This window comes from Actinomyces vulturis (assembly GCF_001687305.1).
Classification (GTDB): domain Bacteria; phylum Actinomycetota; class Actinomycetes; order Actinomycetales; family Actinomycetaceae; genus Actinomyces; species Actinomyces vulturis.
In genome coordinates this window covers 85,467-103,593 of sequence record NZ_LZRK01000004.1, presented here as the reverse complement: position 1 = coordinate 103,593, position 18,127 = coordinate 85,467, and the positions used below count along the sequence as shown (strand labels likewise).

The 18,127-nt window shown below is 54.2% G+C and carries 15 protein-coding genes and 2 tRNA genes; 8 read left to right on the top strand and 9 right to left on the bottom strand.

Translation table 11 applies throughout. The annotated features are described in order from the left end of the window. Positions 1-6: 6 nt before the first annotated feature. The 4 genes from dnaJ to A9753_RS07270 all read left to right on the top strand — a co-directional run bounded on the left by dnaJ (position 7) and on the right by A9753_RS07270 (position 2,530). Positions 7-1,119, top strand: coding sequence for a molecular chaperone DnaJ (dnaJ, locus tag A9753_RS07285; protein WP_067782614.1), 1,113 nt, complete (start codon positions 7-9; stop codon positions 1,117-1,119). A gap of 144 nt (positions 1,120-1,263) precedes the next feature. Continuing rightward, positions 1,264-2,202 carry a 16S rRNA (uracil(1498)-N(3))-methyltransferase gene (locus tag A9753_RS07280; protein WP_067782611.1) on the top strand — a complete coding sequence of 313 codons (939 nt, stop codon included), beginning with the start codon at positions 1,264-1,266 and terminating at the stop codon, positions 2,200-2,202. A gap of 144 nt (positions 2,203-2,346) precedes the next feature. Next, a tRNA-Ile gene (locus A9753_RS07275) sits at positions 2,347-2,438 on the top strand. Positions 2,439-2,446: 8 nt separating this feature from the next. Further along, positions 2,447-2,530 (top strand) — tRNA-Leu (locus A9753_RS07270). Positions 2,531-2,587: 57 nt separating this feature from the next. Here the strand turns inward: A9753_RS07270 and A9753_RS07265 are convergent. The 9 genes from A9753_RS07265 to A9753_RS10130 form a co-directional block, all read right to left on the bottom strand. Continuing rightward, positions 2,588-3,790: a glycine C-acetyltransferase gene (locus A9753_RS07265; protein WP_067782608.1), complete on the bottom strand. Its 1,203-nt coding sequence runs from the start codon at positions 3,788-3,790 to the stop codon at positions 2,588-2,590. A gap of 50 nt (positions 3,791-3,840) precedes the next feature. Further along, positions 3,841-4,872 carry an L-threonine 3-dehydrogenase gene (gene tdh, locus A9753_RS07260; protein WP_067782605.1) on the bottom strand — a complete coding sequence of 344 codons (1,032 nt, stop codon included), beginning with the start codon at positions 4,870-4,872 and terminating at the stop codon, positions 3,841-3,843. 151 nt (positions 4,873-5,023) lie between these two features. Next, on the bottom strand, positions 5,024-6,016 hold the full coding sequence (locus A9753_RS07255) for a DMT family transporter (protein ID WP_067782602.1): 993 nt from the start codon (positions 6,014-6,016) through the stop codon (positions 5,024-5,026). Next, entirely contained in the window at positions 6,013-7,083 is a 1,071-nt protein-coding gene (locus A9753_RS07250; protein ID WP_067782599.1) for a glycosyltransferase family 4 protein, read from the bottom strand. The genes A9753_RS07255 and A9753_RS07250 overlap by 4 nt, the downstream gene beginning before the upstream one ends. After that, positions 7,080-8,234, bottom strand: a complete 1,155-nt coding sequence (locus A9753_RS07245) for a Gfo/Idh/MocA family protein (RefSeq protein ID WP_141673354.1) — start codon at positions 8,232-8,234, stop codon at positions 7,080-7,082. Before A9753_RS07245 ends, A9753_RS07250 begins: the two co-directional genes overlap by 4 nt. Positions 8,235-8,241: 7 nt before the next feature. Beyond that, positions 8,242-9,084, bottom strand: coding sequence for a carbohydrate ABC transporter permease (locus A9753_RS07240; protein ID WP_067782591.1), 843 nt, complete (start codon positions 9,082-9,084; stop codon positions 8,242-8,244). Then, positions 9,077-10,039: a carbohydrate ABC transporter permease gene (locus A9753_RS07235; protein ID WP_067782588.1), complete on the bottom strand. Its 963-nt coding sequence runs from the start codon at positions 10,037-10,039 to the stop codon at positions 9,077-9,079. The genes A9753_RS07240 and A9753_RS07235 overlap by 8 nt, the downstream gene beginning before the upstream one ends. After that, on the bottom strand, positions 10,039-11,346 hold the full coding sequence (locus tag A9753_RS07230; protein WP_089024757.1) for an ABC transporter substrate-binding protein: 1,308 nt from the start codon (positions 11,344-11,346) through the stop codon (positions 10,039-10,041). Before A9753_RS07230 ends, A9753_RS07235 begins: the two co-directional genes overlap by 1 nt. A gap of 34 nt (positions 11,347-11,380) precedes the next feature. Continuing rightward, positions 11,381-13,693, bottom strand: a complete 2,313-nt coding sequence (locus tag A9753_RS10130; RefSeq protein WP_083090401.1) for an ROK family protein — start codon at positions 13,691-13,693, stop codon at positions 11,381-11,383. A gap of 188 nt (positions 13,694-13,881) precedes the next feature. On the opposite strand from A9753_RS10130, the gene A9753_RS07220 reads away from it, so the two are divergent. The 4 genes from A9753_RS07220 to era are packed head-to-tail and all read left to right on the top strand — an operon-like array spanning position 13,882 to position 18,026. After that, positions 13,882-15,060 carry a PhoH family protein gene (locus A9753_RS07220; protein ID WP_067782585.1) on the top strand — a complete coding sequence of 393 codons (1,179 nt, stop codon included), beginning with the start codon at positions 13,882-13,884 and terminating at the stop codon, positions 15,058-15,060. Continuing rightward, the gene (gene ybeY, locus A9753_RS07215) at positions 15,057-15,515 is read left to right on the top strand and encodes an rRNA maturation RNase YbeY (protein ID WP_067782581.1); all 459 of its coding nucleotides are present in this window, start codon (positions 15,057-15,059) and stop codon (positions 15,513-15,515) included. The genes A9753_RS07220 and ybeY overlap by 4 nt, the downstream gene beginning before the upstream one ends. After that, positions 15,512-16,822 carry a hemolysin family protein gene (locus A9753_RS07210; RefSeq protein ID WP_067782578.1) on the top strand — a complete coding sequence of 437 codons (1,311 nt, stop codon included), beginning with the start codon at positions 15,512-15,514 and terminating at the stop codon, positions 16,820-16,822. Before ybeY ends, A9753_RS07210 begins: the two co-directional genes overlap by 4 nt. A 13-nt stretch (positions 16,823-16,835) precedes the next feature. After that, the gene (gene era, locus A9753_RS07205) at positions 16,836-18,026 is read left to right on the top strand and encodes a GTPase Era (RefSeq protein WP_089024756.1); all 1,191 of its coding nucleotides are present in this window, start codon (positions 16,836-16,838) and stop codon (positions 18,024-18,026) included. Positions 18,027-18,127 lie beyond the last annotated feature (101 nt).

Sequence of the window (18,127 nt, the reverse complement as noted above, 5' to 3'; positions counted from 1 at the left end):
ACAACCTTGAGCGATTACTACGAACTCCTTGGTGTTTCCCAAAACGCAACCCTGGAGGAAATCAAAAAAGCCTACCGAAAGAAGGCTCGTAAACTTCATCCCGATATCGCTGGTGAAGGACACGAAGAAGAGTTCAAGAAGGTCTCCCGCGCCTACGAAACTCTTTCCGATCCTGATAAGCGTCAGATGTACGACCTGGGCGGTGAGGACGCACTTAACGGTGCAAGTGGATTTGGAGGCGGTTTCGGCGCTCCTGACCTGGGCACTTTCTTCCAGTCGATGTTTGGTGGTGGAGCCTCACGTGGCCCCGCATCACGTGCACGCCGTGGCCAGGACTCCCTTGTTGCCGTGGACGTTAGCCTGGAAGATGTGGCTTTTGGTGCTCATCGCTCCATCGAGGTTGATACCTACGTTACCTGCGCCTCTTGCAATGGCTCCTGCTGCTCGCCAGGAACCGAACCAGTTACCTGCTCTTCTTGTAATGGTTCTGGCTCCGTTCAGCGCATGGCACGCTCCTTCCTAGGCAACGTCATGACCTCAACTGCCTGTTCCACTTGCCAAGGCTTTGGCACAGTGATTGCCTCTCCCTGTAAAGAATGCTCCGCTCAGGGCCGCACCCACGTACGTGACACCATTGAAGTGGATATTCCCGCAGGCGTGGCTGATGGAACTCGCATCCGCATGTCTGGACGCGGTGAAGCAGGTCCCGCTGGTGGTCCTCATGCTGACCTCTACATAGAGATTCATGAAGAACGCCACCCCTTCCTCGAGCGTCACGGTGATGACTTGCTCACTGAGTTGCGCATCCCCATGACTGCCGCTGCCCTCGGTGCCACCTATCCTCTCGATACGCTCGACGGCACCCAGGATGTCAGCATTAAGCCTGGTACTCAGAGCGGTGATGAGGTCATTCTTGATGGGCTTGGTGTGGGACACCTGCGTCGTCACGGACGCGGTGACCTCCACGTCTCCATCGTGGTGGAAACGCCCAGGCATATTGATTCGCAGCAGCGTGAATTACTCCAGCAGTTAGCTGCGTTGCGCGGTGAAGATGGTGTGGCTCCGGCAAAGGATGAATCCGTTCTCGGAAAACTCAAGGATAAACTTTCTGGCCACTGAGTTACGTCGTTTCATTTGCGGAACGGTATTCGGTGTTTTTCGAGAGTGTTACCTGTGCACCAGTTGTTCGCAGAACGCGGTGAGTCCGCGGACAATTTAACGCTCTGCGTTTCCAAGGTGATGTGAGCGTGAAAGGATGATGTTATGACTGCACCAGTATTCATGGTCGATGACTCCACACTGTCCTGCGCGCTGGCAAGCGTTAAACCAGGAATGACCGTCGTGCTTTCGGGGCCAGAGGCTCGTCATGCAGTGACTGTCCGCCGACTTCGCGAAAGTGAACGTGTTGATCTTGCTGATGGTGCGGGTACGCGTATCGTGGGCGTAGTTGGTGCCATGCAGCGCGGGGTGAAAGACGAACTTCCCGTAATCGTCGAGAGAGTCCAGACCGAAGAAGACTCCGTTGCCATATTGACGCTCATTCAAGCTCTGGCAAAGGGCGGCCGCGATGAACAGGCTGTTGAGACTTCTACAGAAGTTGGTGTTCACCAGGTTATTCCGTGGCAGGCTGCACGATCAATCAGTCAGTGGAACGGTAATAAGGTTGCTAAGGGACAGGCTCGTTGGCAGGCGATTGCTCGTGAAGCAGCAAAACAGGCACGTCGTAGTGTGATTCCTGAAGTACTAGAGCCTAAGAACACTAGGCAACTGTGCATTTGGATTCGTGAGCAGATTCAGCAGGGGGCTTACGTGGCCCTACTCCATGAAGAAGCAACCACATCAATTTCTCAGTTCCTTAGTTCTCAGAAGGAACAACCCCATAGTACGGATGATCTCTCTTACGTTGCTTCTCCTGACGGTGGATCTGTCAGTGCTAGCAATGCTGGCGAAGAACCCACTGCTGTGGAAGTTCAACACCGTAGCCTTGGCAATGCCACGAGTAGCAAGGCATTGTCAGTAGCCGTCATCGTAGGGCCTGAAGGTGGTATTGGTGAGGAAGAAACTCGAGCGTTGATTGAGGCGGGAGCCATTATGGTTCGCCTCGGTCCCCACGTGATGCGAACGTCGTCTGCCGGTTCCATAGCTTTGGCAGTCCTCGCTCAACGAGCAGGTCTTTGGGAAATAGAAAACTCAGAGTACTGATGGAACATCACGAGGCTTATCGGGGCCTGGAAGTCTTTACTTGTCACTTTTTGATGCTGGATGAACACTCTGTGGGTCGGGTGTTCAACAGGGTGCGAAAAACTTGGTAGAGTAGGGGCGTTCCGTTTGAGCCCCGTGCTCGAACCCCCCTTAGCTCAGCGGTTAGAGCAGCGAGCTTATACCTCGTGTCGTGCCTGATAAGCACAAGGTCCTGGGTTCGAATCCCAGAGGGGGGACGGTACAAGCCCCTGTGGTGGAATGGTAGACACAGCGAACTTAAAATTCGCCGCCAACGCGCGTGCTGGTTCGAGTCCAGTCAGGGGCACCAAAAACGTGTGGGGTCCGCGGCATAGCCGCGGACCCCACACGTTTTCTTAGCCAGTGGTTAGTTGTTTTCCACGGCGTCGCGAGCCCTTTCGAATGCTGCGATAGCCATATCGAGGTCCTCACGGGTCAGCGAAGCGGACATCTGCGTGCGGATACGAGCCTTACCCTGAGGAACCACAGGGTAAGAGAAAGCACGGACGTAAATGCCTTGAGCAAGCATGTGGTCAGCCATGGCTGCAGCCTTAACCGCGTCACCAATCATCACCGGCACAATGGCATGGTCAGACTCAGGAATTTCGAAGCCACGAGCAACCATTTCACGACGGAAGTAGGCGGTATTCTCGTTGAGTTTATCGCGCAGATCACCGGATGAACGCAGTAGGTCAACCGTTGCGATAGCGGCACCAGCAATCGAGGGTGCCAAAGAATTGGAGAAGAGATACGGGCGGGAGCGCTGACGTAGCATTTCTACGATTTCTTTGCGTGCACAGGTATAACCACCTGAGGCGCCGCCTAGAGCTTTGCCGAGCGTACCGGTGAGAACATCCACCTCACTGCGTACACCGCACTTTTCGGGAGTCCCAGCACCGGAGTCTCCAACGAAGCCCACGGCGTGAGAATCATCGACCATCACCATGGCGTTGTACTTCTTAGCCAGTGTGCAAATCTCTTCGAGAGGTGCCACGTAGCCATCCATGGAGAACACGCCGTCAGTAGCAATTACCTTGGTACGCGCACCAGACGCAGCCTGTAACTGCTCTTCTAGGTGTGCCATGTCGCGATTGCGGTAGCGGTAGCGGGCAGCCTTGCTTAGGCGCACGCCGTCAATGATGGAGGCGTGATTGAGTTCATCGGAGATAATGGCGTCCTCAGCCTGGCAGAGTACTTCAAACAGACCACCGTTGGCGTCGAAGCAGGAAGAGTAGAGGATTGTGTCCCATTCATCTGGGTCTTCAGGATGGAAGAATTCAGTCAAGGCACGCTCAAGACGCTGATGAAGGGTTTGGGTACCACAGATGAACCGAACAGACGCCATGCCAAAGCCCCAATCATCGAGAGCTTTCTTTGCGGCGTCGATAAGAATGGGAGAGTCAGCTAAGCCAAGATAGTTGTTGGCACACAAGTTAATGACCTTACGGCCATCGGCTACCCCAATGTGCGCAGACTGTGGGGAGGTGAGTGCAGCTTCTTCCTTGTATAAGCCTTGTTCACGAAGTTCGGTTAGTTCAGCGGCGAAGCGTTGGCGGAGTTGGGAATCCATTATTGTCCTTAGTCTTAATAAAACAGTGAAAGGGAGTATGACCGGCGGAATCAATCATCCCAACTCATGACTACCTTGCCGGAACGGCCGTTCCCAGCCACTTCAAAGGCTTGACGGTAGTCGGTGTAATGGAAGCGGTCGGTGATCACACCGGAAATATCCAGCCCGGAGCGGATGAGAGCGGTCATGGCATACCAGGTTTCGAAAATTCGGCGGCCAGTGACGCCTTGGATCGTCAACATGTGGAAGATGATCGTGGAAAAATCCACGGAGAGGTTTTGAGTAGGGGTACCGAGTAAAGCGATGCGACCACCATGAGCCATGTTGTCGATCATTGCAGACAGCGCTGCGCCGGAGCCTGACATTTCTAGGCCAATGTCGAAGCCCTCCTTCATACCCAGAGGTTCATACATGTCGTGTAGGTCATGATGGCCCACGTTCAGAGTGTGTTTGACGCCAACCTTGTGAGCCAGTTCGAGGCGTTCATCAGCAAGGTCAGTGAGTAAGACGTTACGTGCCCCTTGGAACTGTGCGACGAGGGCGGCCATGATACCGATGGGGCCAGCACCGCTGACGAGTACATCTTCAATGAGTGTAGGGAACTGTAAAGCAGTATGGACGGCGTTGCCGAAGGGGTCAAAGATGGCAGCTACATCAGGGTCAAGATCGGGTATCTGATGGACCCATACGTTGGTGGCTGGCATGGCGAAGTATTCACAGAATGCGCCGTCCACCGCGTAGCCAATACCTTGTGTATTGTGACATAGGTGGCGTAGACCAGCTAGGCAGGCTCGGCAGCGCCCACACACATAGTGACCTTCGCCGGAGACGAACTGGCCAACTTCAAGGTCAGTGACTTCAGCACCGAGTTCCACGATGGTGCCGCAGAATTCGTGGCCTACGACGCGCGGGGTGGAGAGGGTTTTAGCAGCCCAACCATCCCAGGAATCAATATGCAGGTCAGTGCCACAGATTCCCGTCCGCATGACTTTAATGAGCACATCGTTAGGACCCACAGTGGGCATGGGGATGTCGATGAGGTCGAGCCCTGGGCCCGGCTGGGTTTTGACGAGCGCTTTCATGGCAAGCACCTTTCGTGTGGTCGTAGCCGCGTGATGGATAGAGTCCCAAGAGGGGTCTTTCCGTACTGCTTTATCTTATGTGTCTTTGACTGTGATTCAGCCGTGAACCACGGCTGTGCGGGAATGCTTGACGAGTGTGAGTTTTCTCGGGTCATTTGTTATCCGCACCTGCTCTGGTTTCCTGTGCTCTCGTGTATGGGTGAGTTCGTGCCCATAGTGCGGGAATCATCCCGAATAGGCTGGCGATCACAAAGAACTGTTGACATAGTGACCATGGGGCGTTATTGAAAAGAATGATTCCTGAGAGACCTACCAGTGGTGTGATGCTTAGTCCCACCACGCTGACGGGGAAAGCCCCAATCTTTGCAAGGAGTCCGTGTTGAAGGAGATAGACCGGTACGTAGATGGCGAAACCCAGTGCGAATAACACTGCGAGTGTGGAGAACGTTAACCGTTCACCTCGGATCACGTCACATAGTGCCCAGACTCCTGTGGGAAGTAAACTCCACGCGTAGATCGGCAGAATCACGGATGCCATGGGGACTTTCCATCCTGACGTAGCCATGGAGAAGTGCACTACGTACGCCGTCATGGAGAGCAAACTAAGGATTGAAAACAGGATTCCCCAAAGGTTGAGCGCATGCCCCACATTTTCATGGCGTGAGGCGATGAAACCGATGGTGCACACCACCGTGATGATTGTTCCTATCAGAACACGCGGCGGAACTCTCCGGCGGTGGAGGTGGGATTCGACGAGCAGAACAATGAGAGGGCCTGTTGAGCCAATGAGGGAGGGGATTACCGCTCCGGTCAGTGACACTGCAATGGTGACAAAGATCGTGTAGCCCACCACACCAGTGAGGGATAACAGCAGCACGTTGCGCTGAGACAAGCGGAATTGAGACTCGTGACCGATAGGACTCTGTTGCTTGCGGTGGTGATGACGTCGTTTCTCGACCACCGTCAGGAGGTAGAGGCCTAGGGCAGTGAATATGAGGCGTCCAAATACAGTGAGTCCCACGGAAGCGTCTTTGACTGCCACATTAAGCAGAATCCAAGTAGCGCTGGTGAGGATTGGCAGGGCAATAAGAGCAGCATAAGTGGCGCCAGAGTGGGAGGAATCGCGAGTTGCATACGCACTCATCGTCGCACGTCCTCGTATAACTCGATGGTGCGCTGGATCATGTCATCGACGGTGAATGCTTGACGGTGGCGTGTTTTGAGGTAGTGGCCATAAGCCTCTAGTTCACTATGCGAGCACTGATGAAGGCAGCGAAGAATTGCTTGTGCAAGATCATGAACATTCCCTGGTTCAACGAGGTAGGGATTTCCTCCTTCTCCCAGAAGGGCAGGGGTGCCGCCCACACGTGTGGCGATGATGGGTAATCCAGCGGACATCATCTCAAGGACAGTCAGTGATGCTGCATCCTGGAGGGAAGGCACAATTCCTAGGTCTGCTTGCTGGATCAGTTCGTAGGGATTTTTCACGCTTCCATGAAACGTGATGCTGGAATCATCAAACAGTTCTTCGGCTATTAAGCGAATATGTTGCTCGTAGGGACCTGTCCCGACGATATCAAGATGGAATGCGGGAATCTGTGAGTGGATCGATGCCAAGGCAGTGAGGAGGACGTCTGGACCTTTTTCTGGCGACAGTCTGCCCACATATATGAGATGGGGCTGATGAGAACGGTCCGGTGTACTGGGTGCGTTGTTGAGGAGCACAGGATGGACACCATTGGGAATTGTGGTGATGGTGAGCTGCGGATGGGCCTGCCGTAACTGTTTTTCGGAGTAGGGGGCAACAGTAATGACAGTGCTGTCGAGATCATCGACGGCTAGTAGGCGGGTGACGATGTCATCACTGATGAACATGTGTTGCGTGTAGATCAGTGGGACCGCCAGTGAGCGGGCCACGTACCATGCGGCGATTCCGGCAGAGGGGAGATGGGCGTGGAGAACATCTGGTTTCCAGTGGTTGCACCACCTAATGAGAGATTGCATCTCTTGGGGTGAGTAACCACCGGCCACTGCTTGGTGGATGACGATGGTGGCGCCACCTGACCGAGCTTTTTCTTCCAGCACGCCGTGGCATGAGCAGACCACGGCAACGTCGTGGCCGCGAGCGATAAGTTCTACGGCTAGATCACCCACATGGCTCACTACGCCTCCGGTAGTGGGGCCGGCTTGAGCTAGTAAGAGGACTCTCATTGTTTTAGCTCTGGTGGATAGGCAAGATCATAGTGGCCGCCAGTATCGATGGACTTCAAGGCTAACTCGCCGGCTGCGATACACATCCGTGCGTCCATCACGTTAGTGCGTGGCTGCTGGTGAGTGGTGAGTGAGAGGTAGAAATCCTCCAGCATGCGTTGGTCCGCACCGTCATGTGTACGTCCGTCCAGTGGGTCAGTTCCTAATGGGACGACGACGTCTGGCTGAGCGTCGTATCCCGCTCGCCTCTGATTCCATACACGAATGTCGCCATTACCGGAGGAATCTCCAAAGTTTTCAATGCGTCCTGCGTCGCCGATGATGCAGAAGTTTCGCCAATAGTCCGGTGTGAAGTGACATTGCATGTAGGTACCGATCATGCCGCCTACGCATTGCAAAGACATGATGGCGGAATCGTATGCGTCAGCATACGGATGAATATCGCGTTGGCTGCGTGGAGGCCAATGATCAACACTTTGAACAATTGGTGGTTGGGGGAGTGAGGGATCCCGGCGTTCGCACTGGTGATAGACCTGCCGTGAAGCTATTGCGCTGACCGCAGTGAACTGAGCACCGGTCATGTATGCCAAAGCATCAAGATCATGACTAGCTTTATGGATGAGTAATCCACCAGTCAACGTATTGCACGCGTGCCAATCCTTGAAGAAGTAGTCTCCACCACGTCCTATGAAATGACGAATCCAAAAAGTCAGTGGTCGCCCAATAGCGCCGGAGTCAATGAGTTTTTTCATCTCTTCAATCACCGGCATAAAACGCATATTGTGCCCCACATAGACCAAAGCCCCCGAGGATAAAGAAGCCCGAAGAATCTCATCGGCTTCCTTGATGGACGTTGCTAGGGGCTTGTCGATGAAAACCGAGATTCTATGGCGTAAAAGAGTGGTGGCTACGCTGGAATGGGAAAAATCAGGAGTAAGAACCAACGCGGCGTCGATCTCATCCGCGGGTAGCAATGCTTCAACATCAGACACTATCCGAGCCTCGGGCCAACGCTGGGCGGCAAGAGCACTGCGGTGTGCATCAGGTTCACACACTGCTACCACGCGGAATCGATCGGGCATCAGCCTGATCACATCGCTTAATGCTTCAAAACGAAGCCCACCGCCAATGCAAGCGATATTCACAGGCATCGTCACATCAGCCTTTCAGACCAGAAGTAGCTAGACCTTCAATGACACGCTTTTGCATGGAGAAGAAAAGCAAGAAGATCGGAGCCATAGCCATGACGGACGCAGCCATCATGAGGGCATATTCACTGGAATGCTGACCAGCTAACGTAGCGATGCCCACGCTCAGAGGCATGGATTCTTCACGTGTGGTTACGATTAGTGGCCAGAGCAAGTCATTCCAAGACCAGAGCACAGTCACAATGGTCACCGCAAACAAGCCCGGCTTAGCCAGGGGGAACATAATTTTCCAGAATGTTTGCCATGGATTACAGCCATCTAGACGTGCTGCTTCTTCCAATTCCACAGGAAGTCCCATAAAACTTTGACGCATGAGGAACACACCAAATGCGGAGAAAAAGCCGGGAAGCACGATGCCCCACGGGGTTTCAAGTAATCCAAAATCACGGATGAGCTGGTACTGACCGATAAGGTAGGACTGGCCCGGCACCATGAGAATCGCAAGCAAGAACCCGAAAATAATGCCGCGCCCGGGAAAACGCATCCGAGCGAATGCATAACCACCCAGTGAGCAAAGGATTAACTGCACGCCAGTGCGCAGGACAGTAATTTCTACACTCACCCAGAACTGGTGAAGGAATGGGAGTCGGTGAAACACCTCAACATAGTTTTCCCATTGAAAAGTCTTGGGAATTAACGTCGGTGGGATTGACTGGATTTCCGTATTCGTCGACAGACTCATGAGAATCTGGTAGACGAAGGGGAACACCATGAATAGGCCGCCGATGAACAAAATGATATGTACGGGAATAAAGCGGCGTTGCTGGGCCCATACGGAACGCTTGTTAGACATAGTTCACCCACTTCTTTTGACCAAGGAACTGCAAGAATGTCACCACGGCTACGAAGGCGAAAATGACAATGGCAACTGCAGCGCCTTCACCTTGGTTCGAGTTCACGAAAGCTTCGCGGTAGAACAAGAACACTAGAGATCGTGACTTGGGTTCTGCGGGGTTTCCTGTACCGATCATTGCGTAGAGGGCATCGAAAAGTTGGAAGCCGCCAATAGTGGTCATGATGGTAAGGAAGAAAATCGAGGGGCTGAGTAGAGGAACCGTAATAGTACGGAACTGTCTCCAGGTACTAGCACCGTCAATTGATGCTGCTTCATAGAGTTCGCGCGGGATCGCTTTGAGGCCGGCGGACAAGATGATGACGTTAAAACCAATCGACGCCCATACGCCGAATAAGGAGACAGCAAATAATGCCCATCCGGGAGTCACTAGCCAGTATGGCGGGTTACTTACGCCTAGGCCGCGAAGAATTTGGTTGAGCAGACCGAAGTTACCGTTGTAAACGAGTTTCCATACCTGGGCCACAGCCATGGGCATAGCTAAATAGGGCATGAAATACATCGTGCGGTACAAGCCTTTGCCTTTTAATCCCGGCAACTCGATCATCGAAGCGATGAACACAGACAGCGGGATACCAAGCAACACGATTGCCGTATAGAGTAATGTGTTACCGATTGCGCTCATGAGGTCGGGGCTGGTGAAGACTTCTTTGTAGTTATCAAAACCCACAAAATGGGGATCTCCACCAAAGGCGCCGGTCTGCTGGAACGAGACGATGATGTTCTTGATGATGGGCCAGTAGTAGAACACGGCAACGCCAGCCATCAACGGTCCGATGAACAAAACCGGCCATGCACCTACTGATGTGGGATGACCCCGGCGCCGCCGCTGAGCGGACGGAGTGCCGGGGTGCGGGGCAGCCTTGGTGCTGCCCCGCAACCTGGCGTTAGTCATTACTTCTCCTTAGACAATGCGTCGTTCATGAAATCGGCCAGTTCCTTTGCCGCCTCAGGAACGGGTTTTTCACCAGCGAATGCGGGGGTGAGGTAGTCTCCTTCGACATTGGCCCACACATTGGTGTTCTTCGACACAGGGTAGGGAACTGCGTAATCGTTGGCTGCGTCAACAAAGACTTGACAATTCCATTCGGGATACGCGTCGACCCACGGGGACTGGGTGCCCTTATAAGCCGGAATAGCGGTGCCGTTCTTTGCTTCGACCTCCTGGGACTCCTTATTGCCCATGTGAGCTGCTAGAGCCTGAGCAACAGCCTGTTCTTTGGTATGTGCAGACACTGCCCAGCCAAGACCGTGAATGACGGTGGCTTCCTTTTCCTTCTTGGGTAAGCCAATGACTCCAACATCAGTGACGTGGTCAGCGAAAGCCTCCTTGATTTCGGGAGCGACCCAGTCGCCGGACCAGAACATGGCGCTCTTTCCAGCGTTGAACATGTCGGTGGGCTTCGTGTCTGTCACGATTGCCGGGGGAGCAACAGAACCGTCGGCGACCCAATCAGCCCAGCACTGCAGGCCTTCGATGCTCTTGGGATCGTCGAATCCGGACTTGTTGTCTTTGATGACGTAACCGCCAGCCTGGAAAATGGTGTTGTAGTAGGTACCTTGGCCGTCACCATTAATAGTGGTGGCGCAGCCCCAAATTCCCTGATCTTTACCCCAGTCAGAGATGGCTTTGGCCTTCTCGTGGAAGTCTTCCCAGGTCCATCCTTCCTGAGGCTCATCAACGCCAGCATCGGCGAATAACTTCTTGTTGTAGAACACGCCGATGGTGTCGAAATCCTTGGGAATACCGTAGTGCTTGCCGTCCCAGGTGTAGAGATCGACGAGGGCCTTGGGGTAATCATCCCAAGCAATATCCATGCCATCGTCATAGGGCACAAGCATGCCATTAGAGGCGTACAACTGGATGTTGGGGCCGTTCATCCACAAAACGTCAGGTAACTGGCCTCCTTCAGCTTGGGTGCGAATCTTTTGCCAATAATCCTTGTAGCCTGACAGGTTCGTAGTGATCTTGATATTCGGGTACTTTTCGTTGAAGGACTTGATATTGGCCTCAACCGTGGGAGTTTGGTTTTTATCCCAGTACGCTAGGGTGATTTCTGCGGTGGTATCCGCATTCAGTTCCTTATCAGCACCTTGCGCTGTTCCACCGTCCGATTTCTTGTCTCCAGAGCATGCAGCCAAGGTGAGAGCAACCGCAGTTGCGGTTCCTGCCAAGAAACTCCTCCGTGACAACGTTGTCATGTTTTTCTCCTCGTGTTGTGTTTGAGCAGGAATCTCAAACGGTTTGGTTATTGATGAAATAGTGGATGATGTGCTCAGGAAGTTCAGGAACTTGCTGAGGAATGGAACCGTTACGTAGTGACGTGGTTGCTTGAATACCAGCAGCAACGGCATACCAGGCACCTAGGGGAGAGGTATCCGTCGGGATTCCTTCGCGGACGAAACGCATGAATTCGGTAATGGTGAGAACATCCGCATCACCGTGCCCCTCTGCATCGCCGATGATGGGGAAGACTTCGTCACCATCGGGGTTGTAATAGGTGCGCTTATTCCACAACTTGATGTGTCCACCTTCGCCGTCACCAAAGTTTTCAATACGCCCTTCGGTACCGATGACGGTGTAATTACGCCAGTAGTCCGGCGTGTAATGGCACTGCTCGTAGGAGGCATAAACACCTGAATCCATGCGCATGAGCATCATGGAAATATCTTCGACGTCCATGACTGGTGCCATGCCCTTTTGACTAAGAGGCGGCCAGTTATCGAGGGAATGCCACTCGGGCATGAGGTGATCGGAGCGATCCTCACGGTCATTAATCTGGTTGTAGAGAGTCAGACCGCCCATGCCCACGACGTCTACAGTGTGTGAATCGCTAAGCCAATGCATCACGTCAATGTCATGTGCGGCTTTCTGTAGGAGTAAGCCGGTTCCGTGTTCCTGAGATGCGTGCCAATCCTTGAAGTAGAAATCACCTCCGGAACCCACGAAGTGGCGGCACCAGATAGCCTTGACCTCACCGATGCGTCCTTCTTTAATAAGCTGACGCATGCTGCGCACCACGTTCATGTGGCGCATGTTGTGACCCACGTACAGACGCGTGCGCGTGCGGTAAGCGGTTTCAAGAATCTTCGTGGCGTCATCGAGAGTAATGGCCAGAGGCTTTTCAAGGTAGACCGGAATACCCGCTTCGAGTAGTTCACAGGTGGCGGCTGCGTGAGTGTCATCGGGGCTGGTCACGAAGGCTACGTCAATGCCGGTAGCGATGAGGTTAGTGATGTTGTCCGTGATGGTCACGGAGTCAGGATCGCGCTCAAGACGTTCTTCAACGCGTTTGCGTACCAGATGATGAGGATCGCAGACGGCGATGATCTTGCCATTGTTTTCTGGTAACTCAGCAGCCAAGGTGAAGTGTGCGCGTGCGCCGCATCCCACCACACCAACTTTGAGTGTTGTTGCGCTGGTTTCTTCTGCACTAGATGGTTTCATCGTTGAGTGACGTCCTTTCGTAACAGCATCAATGAGCAGTTGTGGAGTATGAATGCTGGTGGGGCGGGGATGGCGTATTCCACTAATGGTTGAACTGGCGGAATTTAAGGCTGAAAAGAGCGCACCTGTGAGGCTGGCTGCCCACCCCAGATGGGCAAGTTCCATTCGCATAGCAGGAGCGTGATCATTGCGGCGGGCCCGAATGTGCTGGATGAGCGCATCAATGGTGGGGCGTGTTTCAGGGGTCGGGCATGAAATAGCGATAACGTCAGGATCGACAACTGCGCCAACGGCAGCAATGGTCATAGCAGCTCGACGGATCCATTGCTCATCTGGACTGTCGTGGTCATCAAGGCGCAGTCCTAAAATGTCTGAGATTTCACCGGCATTCCAACGGCGCCCGGTATGAATAGTGCCGTCAAGAATGAGTCCTGTGTGCATACCGCGAACCATATGGATAAAAAGCAGATCCGCATGAGGGCCAAGTGCTGCCTTGTCCATTCTGGAGGAGAATTCGCCTAGGGCTGCCATATTGATGTCATTGTGAACGGTGACGGGAACGCCAAGAGCATCACTGGCTGCAGTGCCTAAGGGGAATCCTGTCCATGCAGGAACGAGATCGGCAGCGATAATGTTTCCCTCACCATCAATAGTTCCTGTTGAGGAAAGAGTGACATGGTGGACGGGGCCATGGTCTGCGTGAGCAGATATTGTGCGCTTGAGGGAATCAATTACCTGGGGGAAGCGAGAGGCGTTGTCACGCGGAATGGTGACGACGCAGGCTTCGAGAACTTGTCCGGCAACTGTGGCCGCCGCAATGGCCATGGTGTCAATGAGAAGGTCAGCAACGATCACTATTCCTGCGCGTGGGGAAACAGACCATGTTGTGGCTGGGCGTCCTAATGTGGATTCTTCTGCCTCGGTGCTAATGACATATCCGCGTGACTGAAGATCGTTGAGAATCGCTTTGACGGTAGGGCGTGAAAAGCCAGTAGCTTGGGCTAAATCGGAGACCACTGCACTGTCGCTTGCACGCAGAGCAGCCCATACTGCGTCGGTGGAGTCGGCGCGGTCCTTGGTTAACCGTTGTTTGGTCGCCATGCTCCCTCCTTTGCTATCGCTGGTGGGCTCCTGCGGTGGTCATCATCAACCACTACTTTTGAAACAGTGTTTCATATAATGCAGTTCACACTAATGAAAATGAGTGCATTTCGCAAGAGGTAATTTATGTTGAGTGTCGCAAGGGCCCGCTATCACTGAGCGCTCTGAACTCGATAGACTCATAAGCGATGACCGAAACCTCAGCGCAGCACGTACTCTCGCGCCACGTAACTCAGGCGCCAATCGCGCAAACAGCACATACATCTGAAAGCACCACTGGTACCACGACAACTTCCACTCAGCCTCACAGCACTCGGCATCTGCTTATCCCCGATGACATTTCTCCCGTTGTTCTCTTCGGTAGCCGTGACGAAGTTTTGCGTGCCATGGAACATGGATTTTCCTCACTTGACATCCTTGTTCGCGGTAACGAGATGACTGTTTCTGGCCCAGCAGGGGACGTAGACATGGCCATTACTCTGACCAGTGAACTTATTGATGTGGCCCGCGAGGGCACTGCGCTCACCGCTGACGCTGTAGAACGGGCTATTAGCCTCCTGGCGGCTGCCGCTCGTCCTGCTCAAGTTCTGGCTGCTGATGTACTCACTGCCCGTGGTCGCACTATTCGTGCTAAATCTCTGGGTCAAAAACAGTACGTCGATGCCATCGACAACCACACCATCACTTTCGGTATTGGCCCGGCAGGTACCGGTAAGACCTACCTTGCTATGGCTAAGGCAGTCGATCGTCTGTCAAAAAAACAGATTTCCCGCATCATTTTGACCCGTCCCGCCGTAGAAGCTGGAGAGAACCTCGGATTTCTTCCTGGCTCCCTGACAGATAAAATCGATCCGTACTTGCGTCCTCTTTACGATGCGCTTCACGACATGATTGAGCCTGAGGCAGTCCCCAAACTTATGGCAGCAGGCACTATTGAAGTAGCGCCTCTGGCCTACATGCGTGGACGCACCCTCAACGATGCTTTCGTTATTCTCGACGAAGCACAGAACACTACGCCGGAGCAGATGAAAATGTTCCTCACTCGTTTAGGGTTCGGTTCCACCATGGTAGTGACCGGTGACGTGAGTCAGGTGGATTTGCCGGGCCGCCAAGAGTCTGGCTTGCTGGTGGTACGCCGCATTATCGAACGTATTGATGACATTGCTTTCTGTGACCTGTCCAGTGCGGACGTGGTGCGTCATAAACTCGTGGGCCGCATCATTGATGCCTACGAGCGTTTCGATGCGGAAAACGCCGCATCATCAGTGAACTCCACGGGGTCCATGCGCCGCGGCCCATCGCGCCGCCCTAACAACCGTACCTACACGCAGCGCCGTACCTACCCAGGGCAGGAGAACAATCGATGAGCACCGAGGTCTCGAACGAAACCGCCATTGATATCGACCCCACCGAATTCGTGGCCCTGGCTGACCATGTTTTCAAAGCGATGTATGTCAATCCTGCTGCGGAACTCGCCATTTTGTTCATTGATCCCGAGCCGATGGAAGAACTTCACCTCCGCTGGCTTGATCTGCCCGGTCCCACGGACGTGATGAGTTTTCCCATGGACGAACTGCGTCCCGGTTCCCCTGGTGAAGAAAGCGAAGCAGGCACCTTGGGGGATATTGTCATCTGTCCGCAAGTGGCCGCGGAACAAGCGCTTGCTGCTGGGCATAGTGCTATTGAAGAAATGCTGCTGCTGACCACTCACGGCATCTTGCACCTGCTGGGCTATGACCACGCAGAAGAGGAAGAAAAGAAGGAAATGTTTGACCTTCAGCGCAAACTCCTCCTGACTTTCCTCGCGGAGCGTGACGGATGACCCCAAACGCCCCTACTGGTCTCTTAATCGTTCTTGCCCTCATTACCTTGACCCAGGGTGCACTGCTCAGCGCCGTTGAGGCAGCCCTTTCTCATATGACTCGCGCTGCCGCGGAAGACCTTGTTGAAGAACAACGTCGTAATGCTGATCAGGTACTCTTCCTCGCCGAACATCGCGGTCCCGTCATGGCTTCTGTGGCGAGTGTACGTGTATTTGTCGATATGGCCGCAGCGGTCGCCGTGACGCTGGCCGTCGCTGGTGTGATCGATGAATGGTGGCTTGTCCTCCTCATCTCCCTGGCCATTAACGCTCTGTTGCTCGGCGTAGTGGTGGGTCTCTCTCCGCGTAGTGCGGGCCGCCGCGCACCGGATACCACTATGCTCTGGCTCGCCCCGCTGGCCATGAAGGTGTACACCATTAGTGCGCCCTCACGCTGGATCCAAGAACGTTACGGCCGCCGCGCCTCAATGACTGATGCTGAGGCCCGTGAGGAGGTCAAACAAGACCTGCGTGAAATGATTGACGAGATCGGTGAAGCCGATTCCATCGAAGACGAAGACCGCGAAATGATGCGCTCCGTGGTGGAACTTGGCCAAACACTCGTCCGAGAAATCATGGTTCCCCGCACGGACATGGTCACGCTGGATCACGACTGTCCAGCCCAGCAGGCTATGGACACCTTCATCTACTCCGGATATTCGCGCATCCCTGTGGTGGGTGAATCCACGGACGACGTGCGTGGCGTTCTTTATCTCAAAGACGTGCTGCGCCGCCTGGCCGCCCATCCCGAACAATCCGACCGTGAGGTCAGCGCTTTCGTACGCCGCGCCATGTTTGTGCCAGAAATGAAACTGGCCGATGATCTTTTGCGTGACATGCAGGTGGGGCGCTTCCACATGGCATTGGCCGTAGATGAATACGGCGGTATTGCAGGCTTGGTCACCATGGAAGATCTCTTAGAAGAGGTGGTGGGCGATCTGACTGACGAACATGATCACGCCGAACCTGAACCCATTTTTATCTCGCCAGGACTTTGGGAAATTCCGGCACGGCTACCCATTGATGAACTGGGTGACCTCTTTGACCTGGAAATTGATGATGACGATGTGGATACTGCAGCAGGTCTCCTCTCGAAGGCTACCGGCCGTATCGTGGGCCCAGGGGATACTGGAGACATCGCCGGAGTCCACCTCCAAGCCCGCGCGCACAAGGCTCGCCGCGGAGAGGTGCGTACACTTCTGGCGTCCTTAAGTGAAGAACATGACATGATGAGCTCAGAGACCTCCACCACCGTGGACCATGACTAAGGCAGGAACATCCATGACTACACCCGACGAGACTGCACCCCGCATCGTGTTTCCCTCTGATGCAGAACTTATGGATGGCCCTAACGCCTTCGATGAAAACGATCATTTCTTTGACGACGCCGCACATTCCGCTTCGTCCGCATCCTCCGCTTCCAGCGCGAGCAGGGCCGATGATGCTGACGACTACGACGATGATGATGCCTCTGACGAGAACGCCATGGCCTGGCCTGAGGATGATGAGGACCTTGTTCCTGAATCGGCTCGCGTGGACATCATTGTTCCTACATACCCTGAAGACTTCCGTGCAGGCTTCGCCTGCCTCGTGGGCCGTCCCAACGCTGGTAAGTCCACGCTGACGAACGCGCTGGTAGGGACGAAGGTTGCCATCACCTCGGGCCGCCCTCAGACCACTCGCCACAATGTGCGCGGCGTGGTTCATCGCGAGGACCGCCAGTTGGTTCTTGTCGATACCCCCGGACTCCACCGCCCCAAGACTCTTCTCGGCAAGCGTCTGAATAACCTCGTGCGCGAAACGCTCACGGAAGTGGATGTCATTGCTTTCTGTATTCCTGCCGACGAAAAGGTGGGGCCGGGGGATAGTTTTATTGCTCGTGACTTGGCTGATTTGCGTCGCCCCGTGGTGGCTGTGGTGACGAAGGCGGATAAGGTCAGCCGTGAGCAACTGGCCAAGCAACTGATCGCCGTGGATCAGTTAGGGGACTGGGCAGATATTGTTCCGGTTTCCGCTAAGCGCGGTGAACAGGTGGACGTGCTCACGGACATCCTCATGGGATACTTGCCTCCGTCACCTCCGTTGTATCCCACCGGTGAAATCACTGACGAGCCCCAGGCCGTGATGATTGCCGAACTGGTTCGTGAAGCTGCTCTTGAAGGCGTTCGTGAAGAACTCCCACACTCTTTGGCGGTGGTGGTTGATGAAATCGTTGACCCCTCCAAGGACCCTGATGTAGCAGCCAAGGGCACGGGTAAGCGTCTGCAGGTGCGCGTGAGTCTGTTTGTGGAGCGTGATTCTCAGAAAGCCATCATTATTGGCCGCGGGGGTTCGCGCCTGAAAGACGTGGGGACTCAGGCTCGTGGTGAGATCGAAAAGTTGCTGGGCCGCCCAGTGTTCTTGGATCTCCATGTGCGCACAGCCAAAGATTGGCAGCAGGATCCTAAGGCACTGGCCAAACTCGGCTTCTAACGTGTGGCCTCGGTGATTCCGAGGCGAACTAGCCAGAGCATCTGCTTCGTCTGGCATCCGTCAAGGATGTGAGCCGTGGCTTGTTTTCCCCGGTAATCGGC